13 protein-coding genes and 1 pseudogene are annotated in these 17776 nt (G+C 70.8%); 8 read left to right on the top strand and 6 right to left on the bottom strand.

All coding sequences use genetic code 11. The features are described from left to right. Positions 1-17 precede the first annotated feature (17 nt). Positions 18-431 carry a roadblock/LC7 domain-containing protein gene (locus GSY65_RS03535; protein WP_159765904.1) on the top strand — a complete coding sequence of 138 codons (414 nt, stop codon included), beginning with the start codon at positions 18-20 and terminating at the stop codon, positions 429-431. A 126-nt stretch (positions 432-557) separates the two neighbouring features. Continuing rightward, positions 558-1529: a DUF6397 family protein gene (locus GSY65_RS03530; protein ID WP_159765903.1), complete on the top strand. Its 972-nt coding sequence runs from the start codon at positions 558-560 to the stop codon at positions 1527-1529. 52 nt (positions 1530-1581) lie between these two features. Here GSY65_RS03530 and GSY65_RS03525 read toward each other — a convergent pair whose 3' ends face one another. After that, positions 1582-2457 carry an acyl-CoA thioesterase gene (locus tag GSY65_RS03525; protein ID WP_159765902.1) on the bottom strand — a complete coding sequence of 292 codons (876 nt, stop codon included), beginning with the start codon at positions 2455-2457 and terminating at the stop codon, positions 1582-1584. 19 nt (positions 2458-2476) lie between these two features. Then, positions 2477-4990 carry a DEAD/DEAH box helicase gene (locus GSY65_RS03520; protein ID WP_159765901.1) on the bottom strand — a complete coding sequence of 838 codons (2514 nt, stop codon included), beginning with the start codon at positions 4988-4990 and terminating at the stop codon, positions 2477-2479. A gap of 166 nt (positions 4991-5156) precedes the next feature. Between GSY65_RS03520 and GSY65_RS03515 the strand changes: the two genes are divergently transcribed. After that, positions 5157-5951, top strand: coding sequence for a metal-dependent hydrolase (locus tag GSY65_RS03515; protein ID WP_159765900.1), 795 nt, complete (start codon positions 5157-5159; stop codon positions 5949-5951). A 26-nt stretch (positions 5952-5977) separates the two neighbouring features. Here the strand turns inward: GSY65_RS03515 and GSY65_RS03510 are convergent, their stop codons facing one another. From GSY65_RS03510 to GSY65_RS03500, 3 genes are all read right to left on the bottom strand, one after another. Then, the gene (locus GSY65_RS03510; protein ID WP_159765899.1) at positions 5978-6448 is read right to left on the bottom strand and encodes a DUF5709 domain-containing protein; all 471 of its coding nucleotides are present in this window, start codon (positions 6446-6448) and stop codon (positions 5978-5980) included. A gap of 444 nt (positions 6449-6892) precedes the next feature. Next, positions 6893-8674 carry an ABC transporter ATP-binding protein gene (locus GSY65_RS03505; protein ID WP_159765898.1) on the bottom strand — a complete coding sequence of 594 codons (1782 nt, stop codon included), beginning with the start codon at positions 8672-8674 and terminating at the stop codon, positions 6893-6895. Beyond that, the gene (locus GSY65_RS03500; RefSeq protein ID WP_159765897.1) at positions 8671-10575 is read right to left on the bottom strand and encodes an ABC transporter transmembrane domain-containing protein; all 1905 of its coding nucleotides are present in this window, start codon (positions 10573-10575) and stop codon (positions 8671-8673) included. The genes GSY65_RS03505 and GSY65_RS03500 overlap by 4 nt, the downstream gene beginning before the upstream one ends. A 296-nt stretch (positions 10576-10871) precedes the next feature. On the opposite strand from GSY65_RS03500, the gene GSY65_RS03495 reads away from it, so the two are divergent. The 3 genes and pseudogenes from GSY65_RS03495 (at position 10872) to GSY65_RS03485 (ending at position 13957) form a co-directional block, all read left to right on the top strand. Beyond that, positions 10872-11582 (top strand): L,D-transpeptidase family protein, encoded by a 711-nt coding sequence (locus tag GSY65_RS03495; protein ID WP_201452762.1) that lies wholly within the window; start codon positions 10872-10874, stop codon positions 11580-11582. A gap of 46 nt (positions 11583-11628) precedes the next feature. After that, positions 11629-12376: pseudogene (locus tag GSY65_RS03490) on the top strand (peptide-N4-asparagine amidase); the annotation flags it as partial. A gap of 144 nt (positions 12377-12520) precedes the next feature. Then, positions 12521-13957: a cation:dicarboxylate symporter family transporter gene (locus GSY65_RS03485; protein ID WP_159765896.1), complete on the top strand. Its 1437-nt coding sequence runs from the start codon at positions 12521-12523 to the stop codon at positions 13955-13957. A 125-nt stretch (positions 13958-14082) separates the two neighbouring features. Here the strand turns inward: GSY65_RS03485 and GSY65_RS03480 are convergent, their stop codons facing one another. Next, a complete protein-coding gene (locus GSY65_RS03480; RefSeq protein WP_159765895.1) occupies positions 14083-14538 on the bottom strand; it encodes a MarR family winged helix-turn-helix transcriptional regulator in 456 nt (151 codons plus the stop codon). Between the two features lie 251 nt (positions 14539-14789). Here GSY65_RS03480 and GSY65_RS03475 point away from each other — a divergent pair, with 251 nt between their 5' ends. Then, positions 14790-16778, top strand: a complete 1989-nt coding sequence (locus GSY65_RS03475; RefSeq protein ID WP_236579687.1) for an ABC transporter ATP-binding protein — start codon at positions 14790-14792, stop codon at positions 16776-16778. A 43-nt stretch (positions 16779-16821) separates the two neighbouring features. After that, positions 16822-17706, top strand: a complete 885-nt coding sequence (gene mltG, locus GSY65_RS03470; protein WP_159765894.1) for an endolytic transglycosylase MltG — start codon at positions 16822-16824, stop codon at positions 17704-17706. The last annotated feature ends 70 nt before the right edge of the window (positions 17707-17776 follow it).

The following is a 17776-nucleotide window of genomic DNA, read 5'->3' as shown; positions in this document are numbered from 1 at the left end:
AACGGGGAGTAGGAAAAATGCCGCAGAACGCGGGACTCGGTTGGTTACTGGACGACTTGACCGAGCGCCTGGAACCCGTACGGCACGCACTGGTGCTGTCCAGCGACGGATTGGTCACGGCGTCCAGTACCGGACTGAGACGTGAGGACGCCGAGCACCTCGCCGCGGTCTCATCTGGTCTGCACAGCCTCGCCAAGGGCTCGGGACGGCACTTCGGCGCCGGTGACGTACGGCAGACGATGATCGAGTTCGATGACGCCATGCTCTTCGTCACCGCGGCCGGAGCGGGCAGTTGCCTGTGCGTGCTCAGCGCCGCGGAAGCGGACATCGGCCAGATCGCCTACGAGATGACCCTGATGGTGAACCGTGTCGGCGAACACCTCGGTGTCGACGCCCGGCAGCCCGCACCATCCGCGACCAGAGACCTCTGACCTGCTGTTTCGTGAGCCGCGTCCAAGTTATCCACAGGCTCGCCACGACTTTCCGCAAACGGGCTACGGTTTTCCCGAGGCGACGCGCACCAGCGTCGCGGCAGTACCGTACGGGGGAGAACCACCATGTCCGGCCACACCATCACACGACCTGCCACACCCACCGCGCCGACCGTCGCACCAGTATCCGCGGTGTCCGTGGTATCTGCCGAGGCGGCCGACCGGCCGCTCGCCCGGAGCCGTGCCGCTCGTGAACTGGGCCTGAAACCCGGCGAACTCGACCTGGCCGTCCACCTCGGATGCGTACGAACCGTTCCCGACGAGGGAGGCGGAGGACGTCGCGTGGTCCGCAGCGAGATCGACCGGCTCCGTACCGAGGAGGGCTTCCCCCGGACGTTGCGCGCACGGGTCGAAGCCGTCGGCTCCAAGGACGCCGCAGCGATTCTGGACGTGGCGCCGACTCGATTCGTGCGCCTCGCACGGCTGGGGCTCGTCACCCCGGTGAAGTTCTGCCTCAACCGCTACCGGGCGGTCGTCTGGCTCTATCTGGCAGATGAACTGCGACGGTTCGCCGCCGACAAGAACAACGCCCCGTGGCTGACCGGGCGCCTCCCCCAGGAGCTGAGGGTCCAACTGGACAGCGGCCTCGATCTGCGGCCCAGGAACTGGCGGGGACGCCATCTCGGGTTCCTGCTCCGGCATGCCGACGACCCCTGGGCCCGCGCCGCCGCGCCGGCCTCCCTCCTCGACCCCGTGCACCTCGCGGAGGTCGTACGGGACCCCTACGAGCGGGCCCATCTCAACCGCCACCGGCCCGCGCGGGCCGACCAGGGCCCGCACGACTCGCCCGCCGCCCGGATCACCGGCACGATCATGACGGCGGACGACCCGGATGAGATCGAGTGGCTCCGGGCGGACCTCCGGCAGGCTCTCGTCGAGGCCCGTGCTCACCGGCTGGCGCCGAGGCCCCGCAGGAAGGAGCCGGCTCCACGCCCGGCGAGGAACGTCAAGCGTCCCGCGAACCGCCCCGAGACACCGGGTCCGGCAGCCGGGAAGCGACGCGGGCTGCTCGGCTGGCTGACGCGCGGGCATCCCTGATCCGTCGACCCGGTGCGGTGAGCCCTTCAAGGGGCGTCGGCCGACGGACGCGTCACGAACCGAGCTTGCGGAACAGCCCCTCCTGGACGACCGACACGAGCAGACGACCCTCCTGGTCGTAGATGCGGCCACGGGCCAGACCGCGTCCACCCACCGCGATCGGTGACTCCTGGTCGTACAGGAACCACTCGTCCGCACGGAACGGCCGGTGGAACCACATCGCATGGTCCAGCGACGCCATGTCGAAGCTGCGCGGTCCCCACAGCGGCTCCACGGGAAGACGGACGGCATCCAGCAGGGTCATGTCGCTGGCGTACGTCAGCGCGCAGGTGTGGACCAGCGGATCGTTCCCCAAGGGGCCCACGGCCCGCATCCACACCGCGCTGCGCGGCTCCGCGCGCTCGACCTCCTCGGGGGTCCAGCGCAGCTGGTCGACATAACGGATGTCGAAGGGCTGACGTCGGGCCATGCGCTGCAACTGCTCGGGCAGCGTCCCCAGATGATCGGTGATCTCCTGCGTCAGCGTCGGCAGCGACTCCGGGTCCGGCACCTCGCGGGCCGGCGGCAGCTGGTGCTCGAAGCTCCCCTCTTCAGGCTTGTGGAAGGAGGCGGTCAGATTGAAGATCGTGCGTCCCTGCTGCACGGCGGTGACCCGACGCGTGGTGAACGACCGCCCGTCGCGGACCCGCTCGACCTGGTACACGATCGGCACCCCCGGACGCCCTGGGCGAAGGAAGTACGCGTGCAGCGAGTGCACCGGCCGGTCGCCCTCGGTGGTGCGACCGGCGGCGACCAACGCCTGGCCGGCCACCTGGCCACCGAAGACCCGCTGCAAGGACTCCTGCGGGCTGCGCCCGCGGAAGATGTTGACCTCGATCTGTTCCAGGTCGAGGAGGTCGACAAGCCGCTCGGCGGGGTTGGTCGTCATCTGCGGGCCTCTCCGGTGTTCACAACTGACCGACGTCGGTGACCCTGACGACGGCGCGGCCCTCGGCGTCGGAGGCCGCAAGATCGATCTCCGCGCTGATGCCCCAATCATGATCGCCGTTCGGGTCGGCGAAGGTCTGGCGAACGCGCCACAGCCCGTTCTGCGGCTCCTCCTCGATCATCAGCAGGCGCGGACCGCGGGCGTCCGGGCCGGTGCCGAGTTCGTCGTACTCGTCCCAGTACTTGTCCATCGCCTGACCCCACCGCTCGGCGTCCCAGCCGGACTCGGCGTCCAGCTCGCCCAACTCGTCGACCTGGTCGAGGGCGGCCAGCTCGACCCGCCGGAACATGGCGTTGCGGACGAGGACGCGGAAGGCACGCGCGTTGGAGGTGACCGGCTTGACCTGGTCGGCTTTCTCCTGGGCCTCCTCGGCGGTCATCTCCTCCGGGTTGGCGAGTTGCTCCCACTCGTCGAGGAGACTGGAGTCGACCTGTCGGACCATCTCGCCGAGCCAGGCGATCAGATCCTCCAGGTCGTCCGACTTGAGGTCGTCGGGGACGGTGTGATCGAGGGTCTTGTAGGCGCCCGCGAGGTAGCGCAGCACAATGCCCTCGGTGCGCGCCAGCTCGTAGAACGACACCAACTCGGTGAAGGAGAGCGCCCGTTCGTACATGTCCCGGATCACCGACTTCGGGGACAGCGGGTGGTCTCCGACCCAGGGGTGGCTCTTGCGGTACGTGTTGTACGCGTGGAAGAGCAACTCCTCCAGCGGCTTGGGGTAGGTGACGTCCTGGAGCCGTTCCATGCGCTCCTCGTACTCGACACCGTCCGCCTTCATCGCCGCCACGGCCTCACCGCGCGCCTTGTTCTGCTGGGCCACGAGGATCTGCCGCGGGTCGTCGAGCGTCGACTCCACCACGGAGACCATGTCCAGGGCGTACGACGGCGACTCCGGGTCGAGCAGTTCGAACGCGGCCAGCGCGAACGTGGACAGCGGCTGGTTGAGCGCGAAGTCCTGCTGCAGATCGACCGTCAGACGGACGATGCGGCCCTCCGCGTCCGGCTCGTCGAGCTTCTCGACGATGCCGCCGTCGAGCAGGGAACGGTAGATGGCGATCGCCCGCCGGATGTGGCGCAGCTGCTGCTTGCGCGGCTCGTGGTTGTCCTCCAGCAGCCTCCGCATCGCATCGAAGGCGTTGCCGGGCCGGGCGATCACCGACAGCAGCATCGTGTGCGTCACCCGGAAACGGGACGTGAGTGGCTCCGGCTCGGAGGCGATGAGCTTCTCGAAGGTGTTCTCCGTCCAGCCGACGAATCCCTCGGGCGCCTTCTTGCGGACCACCTTGCGGCGCTTCTTCGGATCGTCGCCCGCCTTCGCGAGAGCCTTCTCGTTCTCGATGACGTGCTCGGGTGCCTGCGCCACCACGTACCCGGCCGTGTCGAAGCCCGCCCGCCCGGCGCGCCCCGCGATCTGGTGGAACTCCCGGGCGCGCAGCGTGCGAACCCGGCTGCCGTCGTACTTGGTCAGCGCGGTGAACAGCACTGTACGGATGGGGACGTTGACGCCGACGCCGAGCGTGTCGGTACCGCAGATCACCTTCAGCAGACCTGCCTGGGCCAGCTTCTCCACCAGACGCCGGTACTTGGGCAGCATCCCGGCATGGTGCACACCGATACCGTGCCGGACGTAACGCGACAGGTTGCGGCCGAACTTGGTGGTGAACCGGAAGTTGCCGATCAGCTCGGCGATCTGGTCCTTCTCCTCCCGCGTGCACATGTTGATGCTCATCAGCGCCTGCGCCCGCTCCACGGCCTGCGCCTGCGTGAAGTGCACGATGTAGACGGGCGCCTGCTTGGTGGTGAGCAGCTCCGTGAGCGTCTCCGTCAGCGGCGTCAGCACGTACTCGTACGACAGCGGCACGGGGCGGGTGGCCGAGCGGACCACGGAGGTGGGCCGGCCGGTGCGCCGGGTGAGGTCCTTCTCGAACATCGAGACGTCGCCGAGGGTCGCCGACATCAGGATGAACTGGGCCTGGGGCAGCTCCAGGATGGGGATCTGCCAGGCCCAGCCGCGGTCGGCCTCCGCGTAGAAGTGGAACTCGTCCATGACGACCTGACCGACGTCGGCGTCCTTGCCGTCGCGCAGCGCGATGGACGCCAGGACCTCCGCGGTGCAGCAGATGACGGGGGCGTCGGCGTTCACGGACGCGTCGCCGGTGAGCATGCCGACGTTCTCCGTGCCGAAGATCTTGCACAGCTCGAAGAACTTCTCCGACACCAGAGCCTTGATCGGGGCGGTGTAGAAGGTGACCTCGTCACGGGCGAGGGCGGCGAAGTGCGCGCCCGCCGCGATCATGCTCTTGCCGGAGCCGGTGGGCGTCGACACGATCACGTTCGCGCCGGCGACCACCTCGATGAGCGCCTCCTCCTGATGGGGGTAGAGGGTGAGACCGCGTTCCACGGCCCACGACTCGAAGGCTTCGTAGAGGGCGTCGGGGTCGGCGGTCCGCGGCAGCTGATCGATGAGGGTCACGCCCCCATCTTGCCTGCCCGCACCCCCGAGGCGGGAATCGGATACCCGGCCGAAGATCGCGAACGCTACGCTGTGGCGCCGACGGAGCATCGACGCACGTGGACAACTGGACAGCGGCCCGAGGCAACTGGACGGCTGCACAGAAGGAATGGGGCGGGGCACGGCCATGATGGGACCAGCACACTCACTTTCCGGGGCCGCGGCCTGGCTCGGCGTAGGAGCGGCGGCAGCCGCGACCGGGCGCACCATGCCCTGGCCGGTCCTCCTGGCCGGCGCGTTGATCTGCGCGGGTGCCGCGCTCGCTCCGGACCTGGACCACAAGGCGGCGACGATCTCCCGTTCCTTCGGCCCACTCTCCCGCTGGGTGTGCGAGATCGTCGACAAGCTCTCGTACGCGGTCTACAAGGCGACGAAGAAGCAGGGCGACCCACGTCGCTCCGGCGGGCACCGCACGCTCACGCATACCTGGCTGTGGGCGGTGCTGCTCGGCGCGGGGGCCTCCGCCCTGGCGATCACGGGGGGCCGCTGGGCGGTGCTGGCGATCCTGTTCGTGCACATGGTGCTGGCGATCGAAGGGCTGCTGTGGCGTGCGGCCCGAGGATCGAGCAGCGACGTGCTGGTGTGGCTCCTGGCGGCGACCAGCGCCTGGATCATCGCCGGTGTCCTGGACAAGCCGGGCAACGGGGCGGACTGGCTGTTCACCGAGCCGGGCCAGGAGTACCTGTGGCTCGGACTGCCGATCCTGCTGGGCGCGCTGGTGCACGACATCGGCGATTCGCTGACCGTCTCGGGCTGCCCGATCCTGTGGCCCATACCGATCGGCCGCAAGCGCTGGTACCCGGTCGGTCCGCCCAAGGCGATGCGGTTCCGGGCCGGCAGTTGGGTGGAGCTGAGGGTGCTCATGCCGGTGTTCATGGTCCTCGGGGGCGTAGGAGCGGCCTTCGCCCTGAACGTCGTCTGACAGCGCGGACGGGCGGTCGGGCAGCGTCAGTCCGGCAGGGAGTCCTCGTCCACGATGTGCATCGCTGCCTCCTCGGCGGAGGCGGCCGCGCCGTCGATGCCCACGTCGGTGGCGATCAGACCGCTCTCCTCGTCCTCGTGGGCGCCCTCGTCGGGAGCGACGAGACGGCCCGACCGGAGATCTCCGACCTCGTTGTCCAGCAGCTCACCATCGGTGTCCTGGGCGTCGCCGAGCCCGTCCCCGTCGACCGAGGTGATGTCCGGCAGCTCCTCCGCCAGCCGCTGGTCCAGGGTCTCGCCGCGCAGCCGCTCCGCGGCGGTCACCCCGGTGTGCTCCACCGCCCAGGGGCGCTCCGGTGGCGACCAGCCCCGGTCGAGCGGGTCGTCCACACCGTCGGCGACCAGGGTGTCCTCGGCGTCCAGCAGCCCGGCGTCGTCCTGGATCTCCGATCCGTCTGGCTGGTAGACGTCGTCTCCCCATCCGCCGGCTCTGTCCACGGGTACCTCCAGTGGTGGAACGGGCCCGGTGCCACCGTGCCGCGACGGTGTGCGCGCGAACCGCTGGGCGCCGGTCAGACCCCCGCGAACCGGGCGGCTCACGAGCGTCCCCCGAATCAGTGCCCACCACCAGAGTTCCACTCGCCGTCGGCACCACGCAACGTCAGGGGACGGTCCCCGGGAGCCAGCGGGCTCCCGGCCTCGGCCACGCGGCCCCCGTCGTGGCGGGGCGGCGACCGCGCGGCGACACCACCGTCCCCGGCGGACCGGACCGGTGGTGCCACGGTCGAGGCGGGCGTGGACCACGCGCCGGTGGCGAGTGGGCGGAGCAGCCGCCGACGCGCGACAGGCCGTGCGCGGCAGCCGGCAGGGCGCGGCCGGTCGGCGGGCGAACCCGGCGGCGAGGACCGGACCCGAGGCGGCCCCGCAGCGGTGGGATGCGGCTCAGCCGTGCCACGACCGCCACAGCGCCGCGTAGGCGCCGTCCGCCGCGACCAGCTGGTCATGGCTGCCCAGCTCGCTGATGCGCCCGTTCTCGACGACGGCGATGACGTCGGCGTCGTGCGCGGTGTGCAGGCGGTGGGCGATGGCCACGACGGTGCGGCCGTCGAGGACACGGGCGAGGGATCGTTCCAGGTGCCGGGCCGCCCGCGGATCGAGGAGCGAGGTCGCCTCGTCCAGGACCAGGGTGTGCGGGTCGGCGAGTACCAGCCGGGCCAGCGCGATCTGCTGGGCCTGCGCCGGGGTGAGCGCGACCCCGCCGGAGCCGACCTCGGTGTCCAGTCCGTCGTCGAGCGCCCTCGCCCAGGAGTCGGCGTCGACCGCGCCGAGCGCCGCCCACAGCTCCGCGTCCTCGGCGCGGGTGCGGGCGAGCCGCAGGTTGTCGCGCAGGGAGCCGACGAAGACGTGGTGCTCCTGGTTGACGAGGGCCACATGGGAGCGGACGCCCTCGGCGGGCATCCGGGACAGTTCTGCACCGCCGAGGGTGATCCGGCCGTCATGGGGCGCGTAGATGCCGGCGAGGAGCCTGCCCAGGGTGGACTTGCCCGCTCCCGACGGGCCGACGAGGGCCAGCCGGGTGCCGGGCGCGACCTCCAGGGACACCTGGCGCAGCACGTCGACGCCCTCGCGGTACCCGAAGCGCACCTGCTCGGCGTGGACGTGGCGTCCGTCGGGGGCCACGTCGGGGTCGCCCGCGCCCGGTTCGATGTCCCGTACGCCGACCAGCCGGGCCAGCGAGACCTCGGCGATCTGCAGCTCGTCGTACCAGCGCAGGATGAGGTTCACCGGTTCGACGAGCATCTGGGCGATGAGGGCTCCTGTCGTCAACTGGCCCAGCCCGATCCAGCCCTGGAGCACGAACGTGCCGCCGACGATCAGCACCGCGCCGAGGACCATGGTGTGGGTGAGGTTGATGACCGGGAAGAGCACCGAGCGCAGCCAGAGGGTGTACCGCTCCCAGGCGGTCCATTCACGGATGCGCTGGTTGGACAGCTCGATGCGGCGCGCGCCGAGGCGGTGGGCCTCGACGGTGCGCCCGGCGTCGACGGTCTCCGCGAGGACGGCGGCGACGGCCGCGTACCCGGCGGACTCGGAGCGGTAGGCGGAGGGCGCCCGTTTGAAGTACCAGCGGCAGCCCGCCACCAGCAGCGGCAGGGCCAGCAGGACGGCGAGCGCCAGCGGCGGAGCAGTCACGGCGAGCCCGCCGAGGAGGAGGGCCACCCAGACCACTCCGATCGCCAGTTGCGGCACCGCCTCGCGCATCGCGTTGGCGAGACGATCGATGTCGGTGGTGATCCGGGACAGCAGGTCGCCCGTTCCGGCCCGCTCCAGGACACCCGGCGGCAGGCCGACCGACCGGACGAGGAAGTCCTCGCGCAGATCGGCCAGCATCCGCTCGCCCAGCATGGCCCCGCGCAGACGCACCTCCCTCACGAACACCGCCTGGACGACGAGGGCGACGACGAACACCCCGGCGGTCAGCTCCAGATGGAGTTCGCGTGCCCCGTCGGAGACCCGCTCGACGAGGTCGCCCAGCAGGTAGGGTCCCGCCATCGAGGCGACAACGGCGACGGTGTTGACGGCGATGAGCAGGGCGAAGGCCCGGCGGTGGCGGCGGAACAGTTCGGCCACGTAGGCGCGGACGGTCGCGGGGGTGCCGACGGGCAGGGTGTTCGCCGTCGTGGGGGCGGCCGGGTCGTACGCCGGTGGCGCCACGCCGATCATGCGGTCTCCTCGATTTCTTCCAGTTCGTCCAGTACGTCGCCGAGCGTGGTCCTGCGGTCCTGCGGCACTGCGCCCTCGCGCGGGGCGGCACCGTCCTTCCACAGGGCGCCCGCGACCATCGCCTCGTCAGTCACCCCGTCCGTCACCCCGTCCGTCGCCTCATCCGTCTCCTCGTCCGTGTCGCGGGTGACGACCGCCCTGTATTGCGGCTCCCTGCGCACGAGTTCGCGGTGCACACCCACCGCCACGACCTCGCCGTCGTGCACCAGGACCACGCGTTCGGCGAGATCGAGGAGGAGCGGGGAGGAGGTGAGGACGACCGTCGTGCGGCCCGCGCGGAGCGACCGGATGCCGTCCGCGATCCTCGCCTCGGTGTGGGAGTCGACGGCTGAGGTCGGCTCGTCGAGGACCAGGACCTCCGGGTCCGTGAACAGGGAGCGTGCCAGGGCCAGCCGTTGGCGCTGGCCACCGGACAGCGACCGGCCGCGCTCGGTGATGCGTGCGTCCAGCGGGTCGTCGGCGTCCAACGAGCCCTGCGCCAGCGCCTCCAGCACGTCACCGCACTGGGCGGCGGCCAGTGCTTCCTCGGCGGACACCTCGCCGGAGGCGGGCACGTCGAGCAGTTCGCGCAAGGTGCCGGAGAGCAGCACCGGGTCCTTGTCCTGGACGAGGACGGCCGTCCGGGCGGAGTCGAGCGGCAGTTCGTCGAGGGGGACACCGGCCAGGAGCACCGACGTGCTCTCCTCCGGGGCGTGCCCGCCGAGCCGTTCCGCGAGCCGCCCCGCGGCGTCCGGGTCGCCGCACACCACGGCGGTGAGACGACCGGCGGGGGCGAGCAGCCCGGTCGCCGGGTCGTACAGGTCCCCGGACGGCACGCCGGCGTCAAGTGATCCCTCGGCGGCGGTGGCCCGCTCCAGGGACAGCACCCGGGCGGCCCGTTGGGCGGAGGGGCGGGAGAAGGAGTACGCCATCGCGATCTCCTCGAAGTGCCTGAGGGGATACCCCAGCAGCATCACCGCGCTGTACACGGTGACGAGTTCGCCGACGGTGATCCGGCCGTCGCGGGCGAGACCCACGCCGTACCAGACGACCGCGATCATCAGCAGCCCCGGCAGCAGGACCTGGATACCGGAGATCAGGGCCCACATGCGCGCGCTGCGGACGGCGGCGTGGCGGACCTCCTGGGAGGCACGGCGGTAGCGGTCGAGGAACAGGTCCTCGCCGCCGATGCCGCGCAGCACGCGCAGGCCCGCGACGGTGTCCGAGGCCAGTTCGGTGGCACGGCCGGCCTTCTCGCGCTGTTCGTCGGCGCGCCGGGTCGCCCGCGGCAGCAACGGCAGCACGGCGAGTGCGAGCACGGGCACGCCGATGGCGACGACGATGCCGAGCGCGGGCTGGTAGACCACCAGGGCGACACAGACCAGCACCACGGTGAGCGCCGCAGCGGTGAAGCGGGAGACGGCCTCGACGAACCAGCCGATCTTCTCGACGTCGCCGGTGGAGACGGCGACGACCTCGCCGGCCGCCACCCGGCGGGTCAGCGCCGAGCCGAGCTGCGCCGTCCTGCGGGCCAGGAGCTGCTGGACGCGGGCGGCGGCGGTGATCCAGTTGGTGACGGCGGTGCGGTGCAGGAAGGTGTCGCCGAGCGCGATGGTGAAGCCGCACAGGGCCAGCAGCGCTCCCGACAGGGCGAGTCGGGTGCCGGAGCGGGCGACCACGGCCTCGATGGCGACGCCGACACAGAACGGCAGTCCGGCCACGGAGGTGAAGTGCAGCAGTCCCCACGCCAGCGCCTTGAACTGTCCGCCGAGTTGATTGCGGCCCAGCCACCACAGGAATCGGGGACCCGAGCGTGCGTCCGGCACACCGGGGTCTTGGAACGGAAGGTCTTGAATCTGCATGACGTCCCTGTGGGTCGTGTCAGAGGAGGGGGGGATCAAGGTGCTACAGGACGCGACGGGGCCCGGCGACCAGCCGTGAAAGGTTCGCGTCAGCGCGTGGTCGGAGGCAAACGGTTTTCCGTCGCCGGGCAAAGTTTCGGCCTGGACCGCCCCGATGACGCTCGGCGCGCGGGGGCGGTGGACGCGGAGAGCCGGCGCGCGGTGCGACGATGGAGCGCATGCGAATAGGCGGTACGAGGCGTGGGGCGGTCGGCGGTGCGAGCGGGGTCGAGGGCGTGAGGCGAGCAGGGTCGGCGATGGTGGTCTGCGGGGCGCTGGTGGTGTCGCTGGCGGCCTGCGGCGGTTCGGCCGACACGGGCGGGGCCGGCAAGGGCGGCACGGGCTCGGGTGACAGGGCGGGGCGTTCCGAGACGCGCAGGACCGATCCGACCCGTATCCCCGACGTCGGTGACCGCCTGCAGAAGCGGATCCCCGCCGACTCCCGGCAGGTCGTGGCCGTCTACGGCAAGGGCGTCAACGACGCCGACTCGAAGATCGTCCTGTACACGAAGAGCGGTTCCGCCTGGAAGGAGACGAGGACCTGGCTGGGACACAACGGCAAGAAGGGCTGGACGTCCGACCACCACGAGGGTGACAAGCGCAGCCCCGTGGGCGTGTTCACGCTCAGCGACGCGGGTGGCGTCCTCGCCGATCCGGGGGCCAAACTGCCGTACAGCCAGTCACCGTCGTTCCAGGCGCCCCACTACTGGGCGAAGTCGCACTGGCACGACTTCGACTACGTCGTCGCCATCGACTACAACCGCGTCAAAGGCACCTCGCCGATCGACCCGACGCGCCCCGAGGGCCAGTCGAAGGGCGGCAGCATCTGGTTGCACATGGACCACGGCAGTGGAACGTCGGCCTGCGTCAGCCTGTCGAAGTCGGGGATGGAGTACCTGCTGCGCACCCTCGATCCGGCCGCGCACCCGGTGATCGTGATGGGGGACAGGGCGGCGCTGAAGGCCTGAGATCCCGGAGGTCTCTCCGGCGGTGGACCATGCGGTCTCCTGCCACATCCAGCCCATCCGGTACGACCTCTACCCCTTCGCCGGCCTCCTCGACGACGGGCGCCCGCACCGGGCCGAGGGCTCGATCGTCGGCGTACCCGAGGGGCAGAGCGGCTGGAGCACCCCCGTCAACGTGCTCGTCCGGCAGGACGGGAAGAGCGCCCACGTCACCGGTGCCCTGACGGAGGTCCGGGCGGGTGACCTCGCCACCCCGTCCACCCGCACGCCCGGTACGGAGCGCCGGCTCGACACCGAGGGGAGCCACCGGCGCACGGTCGCCGGATTCGTCGACACCTCGCACGGCAGGGTGACGACCACCGTGCGCCGCAGTCGCCGACACCTCCGTGCACACCTGGTCCTACGGCGAGAACCCCGACGCGCTCGACGCGAGGTGGAGCGACGACGCGACGGTCACCGCCGAGGGGTGCGGCCCGGCCCGCACCACCCGCACCCAGCGGTCGTACACGAGGGACGGAACGACGACGCTCGGCGCGGGCGACCCGCCGCGGACGGTCCTCATGCTCGGCGACCGGGCGACGGCCGCCGAGCACGCACGGCGCTGGGCGCACCTCGTGGTCCCGGCTGGACGACACCTACACGGGTGATGCCACGTACACGGCCTTCGTACCGCGTGACCGACGGCATGCCGCCGCCCCGACCGGTGAGCGCTTCGCCTGCACGGGGCGGGCGGCTGCTACGACCGAGCGCTGGTCTCGGTGCGGGGAGTGCTGACGCGGGACCGGACGACCTGCTGACACCGCAGGCGTGTGAGGTGACGTCGGTCCGATGATTTACCCAGCGGAAACGCGGCGGTCTTCCCCGCGAGCAGCGACTCCTCGATAGTGATCAGCGCGGAAGATCTTTTCCGCATATCAGAAAGTCACCTCGGAGGAGTGCCCGTGCCGCAGTCCGTACCGTCCCTGCCGCGACGCGCCGCACGCATGCTGCGTACCTCACTGTTCGCCCAAGTCGGTGTCGCGCTGGTGCTCGGCATCGTTGTCGGGAGGGCATGGCCGGACACGGCCACGACCTTCCAGCCGCTCGGCGACGGTTTCATCCGGCTCATCAAGACGGTCATCTCACCGCTGGTGTTCTGCGTGGTCGTCGTCGGCATCGCCAAGGCCGGCAATCTCAGGGCCTTCGGGCGGATCGGGCTCAAGGCGCTGATCTGGTTCGAGGTCGCGTCCACCGCCGCGCTGCTCGTCGGCCTGATCGCCGCCAACGTCTTCGGCCCCGGCGCGGGTATGAACGTCGACCCCGCGAAGCTCGACACGTCGGCGGTGGACGCCAGGACGGCGGGCGGGGAACTGCCGACGACCGGTGAGTTCCTCCTGAACGCGCTGCCGCAGAGCGCGATCGGGGCGTTCGCCGAGAACGCGCTGCTCCAGGTGCTCGTGCTCGCCTGCCTCACCGGCGCCGCGCTGCTGCACCTCGGCCACACCAGGGTGCCGAAGATCCTGCCCGCCATCGAGCAGGCACAGGAGGTCATCTTCGCGATCGTCGGCTTCGTCATGAGGCTGGCCCCGCTCGCCGTGTTCGGCGCGATGGTCCACCTCGTGGGGGAGTACGGCCTCGGCGTGATGAAGACCTACGCCAAGCTGATCATCCTCTGCTACGCCGTCGCCGCCGTCTTCCTCGTGCTGCTGGGCATCGCGCTGAAGCTGATGACCGGCCTGAGTCTGTGGAAGTTCGTCCGCTACACCCGTGCCGAGATGCTGCTCGCGCTGGGTACGGCCTCCAGCGAGAGCGTCATGCCGCGCATGATGCAGAAGCTGCGGCAGGCGGGCGCGCGGGACGACGCGGTGGGGCTGGTACTGCCCACCGGGTACTCGTTCAACCTCGACGGCGCGTCCATCTACCTCTCCGTCGGCACGCTGTTCATCGCGCAGGCGGTGGGGGTGGACCTCAGTCTCGGCCAGCAGGTCACCGTCGTCCTCGTCCTCATGCTGACCAGCAAGGGCATGGCCGGTATCCCCGGTTCGGCCTTCCTCGCCCTGTCGGCCACCGCGGCCTCGCTCGGTGCGATCCCCGCCGGCGCTGTCGCCCTGCTCCTGGGCGTAGACCGGATCATGGACTCGATGCGCGTCGCCACCAACCTGCTCGGCAACTGCGTCGCCGTCTTCGCCGTCTCCAAGTGGGAGGGTGCGCTGGACACCGTACGGGCGAAGAAGATGCTGGACGGGGAGATCGAGTTCGTGGAGGAGGAGGCGGTGGACGAGGGCAACGCGACCAGGGGGGCCGCCACTTCGGTCACCGCTCCCGTGAGCGCCGTCAAGGCGGTCCCCGCGCAGCCGACTGGCGAGGTGGTCAAGGAGCCTGCCTCCGGGGTCAGTTGACCGCCGTCACCGACGAGAGGGGTCCGGCGCCGCACTTCGGCGCCGGACCCCTTCCGTGTGCGGCGGGCTGTTCCGGCCTTCGCCGTCGCGCGCCGCTCCGCGTCAGCGGGCCCGCACGCCGTGGCTCAGCATGCCCGCTCCGCCCCCGGCGGCCCGTCCACCAGCGTGTCGAGGAGACCGCCCAGCAGGTCCCGCTGGCCGTCCGACAGGGGCGAGAGGATCTCCTCCGCCGCGGACCGGCGGGCGCGGTGCAGTTCCTCCAGGACCTTGCGGCCCTCGTCCGTGACCTCGATGCGGATGACCCGCCGGTTCGTGGGGTCGGGCACCCGGCGTACCCGGCCGCTCGCCTCCAACCCGTCGACCAGGGTCGTCACGGCGCGCGGCACCACTTCCAGGCGCTCGGCGAGATCGGCCATGCGCGGAGGTGTGTCGTAGTGCGCGAGGGTCCGCAGCAGCCGGGACTGGGCAGGCGTGATGTCCAGTCCGCTCTGGACCAGATGGTGCTTCTGGATGCGGTGCACGCGGCGGGTCAGCCGCAGCAACTGCTCGGCGAGCAGGGCGTCGGCATCGGGGGCGGTCATACGGGAACAATATCAGGATGGCGTTCATTGTGAGTATAGGTAACAATGAGCTATGCTCCGAAGCTGTCTCCGTGTGATCCGGAACCACCCGCCTGCATCTCACTGCACCGCCCCGCACTGCACCTCACCACACCTCGCCGAACCCATGGCCGGTTGCCTTCGTCACCGGCTGAATCCATGACCGGACGTGCTGCCGAAGCTATGAGCTGACAAGACGCCGCGCCAGCCCGTGACCCGCCCCGTAGGAGCCCATGCATCCCGACGACCAACCCGCCTGGACCCCCGCCCGCACCGCGCCCGCAGGCGCCGAGGGGGCCGTCGACGCTCCGGCGCCGCGGCAGGTCCGCCGCATCCTGAGACTCTTCCGGCCCTACCGTGGCCGGCTCGCCGTGGTCGGTCTGCTGGTGGGCGCCGCGTCGCTCGCCTCCGTGGCCACGCCCTTCCTGCTCAGGGAGATACTCGACACCGCGATCCCCGAGGGTCGGCTCGGTCTGCTGAGCCTGCTCGCGCTCGGGATGATCGTGAGCGCCGTGCTCACCAGCATCTTCGGCGTGCTGCAGACGCTGATCTCCACGACCGTCGGCCAGCGCGTGATGCACGACCTGCGGACCGCCGTCTACGGCCGGCTGCAGCGCATGTCGCTCGCCTTCTTCACCCGCACCCGCACCGGCGAGGTGCAGTCCCGCATCGCCAACGACATCGGCGGTATGCAGGCGACCGTCACCTCCACGGCCACCTCCCTGGTCTCCAATCTCACCAGCGTGGTCGCCACGATCGTCGCCATGGTCGCCCTGGACTGGCGGCTCACCGCGGTCACGCTGCTCCTGCTGCCGCTGTTCGTGTGGATAAGCCGCCGGGTCGGCGACGAACGCAAGAAGATCACCACCCAGCGGCAGAAGCAGATGGCCGCGATGGCCGCGACGGTCACCGAGTCGCTCTCCGTCAGCGGCATCCTGCTCGGCCGCACGATGGGCCGCTCCGACTCGCTCACCCGGGCGTTCGCCGAGGAGTCCGAAGGGCTCGTCGACCTGGAGGTCAGGTCGAACATGGCCGGGCGCTGGCGCATGGCGATCATCACGATCGTCATGTCCGCGATGCCCGCGGTCATCTACTGGACGGCCGGCCTCGCCTTCCAGCTCGGCGGCCCGTCCGTCTCCGTCGGCACGCTGGTCGCCTTCGTCTCGCTCCAGCAGAACCTGTTCCGGCCGACGGTCAGCCTGCTCTCCACCGGCGTCCAGATCCAGGCCTCCCTCGCGCTGTTCCAGCGCATCTTCGAGTACCTCGACCTGCCTGTCGACATCACCGAACCCGAGGAGCCGGTCCGCCTCGACCGGGTGAAGGGCGAGGTCCGCTTCGACGACGTCGAGTTCCGCTACGACGACGGCGAGGACGCCTCCGCCGCGATACTCACCGGAATCGACCTCACCGTCCCGGCGGGCGGCAGCCTCGCCGTCGTCGGCCCCACCGGCGCGGGCAAGTCGACGCTCGGCTGCCTGGTGCCGAGGCTGTACGACGTGACCGGCGGCGCCGTCCTCATCGACGGGGTCGACGTCCGCGACCTGAGCTTCGACACGCTCGCCCGCGCCGTCGGCGTCGTCTCCCAGGAGACGTACCTCTTCCACGCCACCGTCGCGGACAACCTGCGCTTCGCCAAGCCGGACGCCACCGACGAGGAACTCCACGCGGCGGCGCGGGCGGCGCAGATCCACGACCACATCAGCTCCCTGCCCGACGGCTACGACACGGTCGTCGGTGAGCGCGGCCACCGGTTCTCCGGCGGCGAGAAGCAGCGCCTCGCCATCGCCCGCACCATCCTGCGCGACCCGCCCGTCCTCATCCTCGACGAGGCGACCAGTGCCCTGGACACCCGTACCGAGCACGCCGTGCAGGAGGCCATCGACGCGCTCTCCGCCGACCGCACCACCATCACCATCGCCCACCGGCTCTCCACCGTCCGCGACGCCGACCAGATCGTGGTCCTCGACGGCGGACACGCGGTCGAACGCGGCACCCACGACGAACTGCTGGAGCAGAACGGGCGCTACGCCGCCCTGGTCCGCCGCGACGCCCGACTGGAACCCGCCCGTGCCCCGCGGACGGAACCGGCAGGGGAACCGGAATCGGCGCCGGCGCCGAAGCCGGGACCGAAGCCGGGACCGGAACCGGCTGCCGGGGCCGATTCCCCCGGTGGTCCGGGCCAAGAGGCTTCGCCGCTACGGCCGATGGAGTCGACAAGATGAAGATATGCCGGGTTTAAGGTGATATGCGGGTTACCGTGCCCGCATGCAGATGAACACTCCGCCACGGAGCACGATTCGACTGACCCGCCGGGGCCGGGCTGCCCTCATCGCGACCGGGGCGGTCGTGGCGGCCGCCGCCGTGGCGGTGCCGCTGCTGACCGTGGGCAGCGGTGAAGGCGGGGCCGAGCGGCCCACGTCCTTGGTGGTCCCGGAGGGCAGGCGAGCCGTACAGGTCTACGAGTCCGTGGACAAGGCGCTCGGTCTGCCCGCCGGATCCACCAAGAAGTCCCTTGCCAAGGCCCGGCTGTCGCTCCCCGCGGAAGCCCAGGGCAACCCGGAGGGCTATCTCTTCCCGGCGACGTACCCCTTGCCGAAGAAGACGACCCCGGAGTCGCTGCTGACGTTCATGGTCGAGACCGCGCACAAGAAGTTCAACGGCGGTCAGGTCACGGCCGGGGCGCAGCGCAACGCGATGAACGTCTACCAGGCGGTGACGATCGCCAGCATCGTGCAGGCCGAGGCCGCGACCAAGGCGGACATGGGCAAGGTGGCCCGCGTGGTCTTCAACCGGCTGGAGCGAGGGATGCCGTTGCAGATGGACTCCACCCTCAACTACGCGCTGAACCGCTCCACGTTGGACACGAGCGTCGCCGACACGAAGATCGACAGCCCTTACAACTCGTACCGGCGCATGGGGCTGCCGCCCACGCCGATCGCCAACCCGGGCGAGGACGCGATGCGCGCCGCGACCAACCCGCCGCCGGGCGACTGGCTGTACTTCGTCACCGTCAAGCCGGGCGACACCCGCTTCACGGCGAGCTACGAGGAACACCTGCGCAATGTCGCCGAGTTCAACGAACGCCGCGGCAAGCAGCCGTCGGCGTCCACGGGATCGGCCCCCGGAAGCCCCTCCCCGGCGTCCGGCTGAGACGAGCGCCGGCATGAGCGGGCGGGCGGGCGCGGGTGCGGGCGAGAGGGGGCGTGCCCGTGCACACCGG

It is taken from the genome of Streptomyces sp. HM190 (genome assembly GCF_009857135.1).
Taxonomy (GTDB): Bacteria; Actinomycetota; Actinomycetes; order Streptomycetales; family Streptomycetaceae; genus Streptomyces; species Streptomyces heilongjiangensis.
The sequence above is the reverse complement of the archived record's forward strand: the minus strand, read 5'-3'. Positions and strand labels throughout refer to the sequence as shown.

Excerpts from the sequence above, each read along its gene's own strand:
- GSY65_RS03515 (WP_159765900.1), top strand. The coding sequence starts at position 5,157 with ATGATGGGACCAGCACACTCACTTTCCGGGGCCGCGGCCTGGCTCGGC.
- GSY65_RS03500 (WP_159765897.1), bottom strand. The coding sequence starts at position 10,575 with ATGCAGATTCAAGACCTTCCGTTCCAAGACCCCGGTGTGCCGGACGCA.
- GSY65_RS03495 (WP_201452762.1), top strand. The coding sequence starts at position 10,872 with ATGGTGGTCTGCGGGGCGCTGGTGGTGTCGCTGGCGGCCTGCGGCGGT.
- GSY65_RS03505 (WP_159765898.1), bottom strand. The coding sequence starts at position 8,674 with ATGATCGGCGTGGCGCCACCGGCGTACGACCCGGCCGCCCCCACGACG.
- GSY65_RS03475 (WP_236579687.1), top strand. The coding sequence starts at position 14,790 with ATGCATCCCGACGACCAACCCGCCTGGACCCCCGCCCGCACCGCGCCC.
- GSY65_RS03525 (WP_159765902.1), bottom strand. The coding sequence starts at position 2,457 with ATGACGACCAACCCCGCCGAGCGGCTTGTCGACCTCCTCGACCTGGAA.
- GSY65_RS03480 (WP_159765895.1), bottom strand. The coding sequence starts at position 14,538 with ATGACCGCCCCCGATGCCGACGCCCTGCTCGCCGAGCAGTTGCTGCGG.
- GSY65_RS03535 (WP_159765904.1), top strand. The coding sequence starts at position 18 with ATGCCGCAGAACGCGGGACTCGGTTGGTTACTGGACGACTTGACCGAG.
- GSY65_RS03530 (WP_159765903.1), top strand. The coding sequence starts at position 558 with ATGTCCGGCCACACCATCACACGACCTGCCACACCCACCGCGCCGACC.
- mltG (WP_159765894.1), top strand. The coding sequence starts at position 16,822 with ATGCAGATGAACACTCCGCCACGGAGCACGATTCGACTGACCCGCCGG.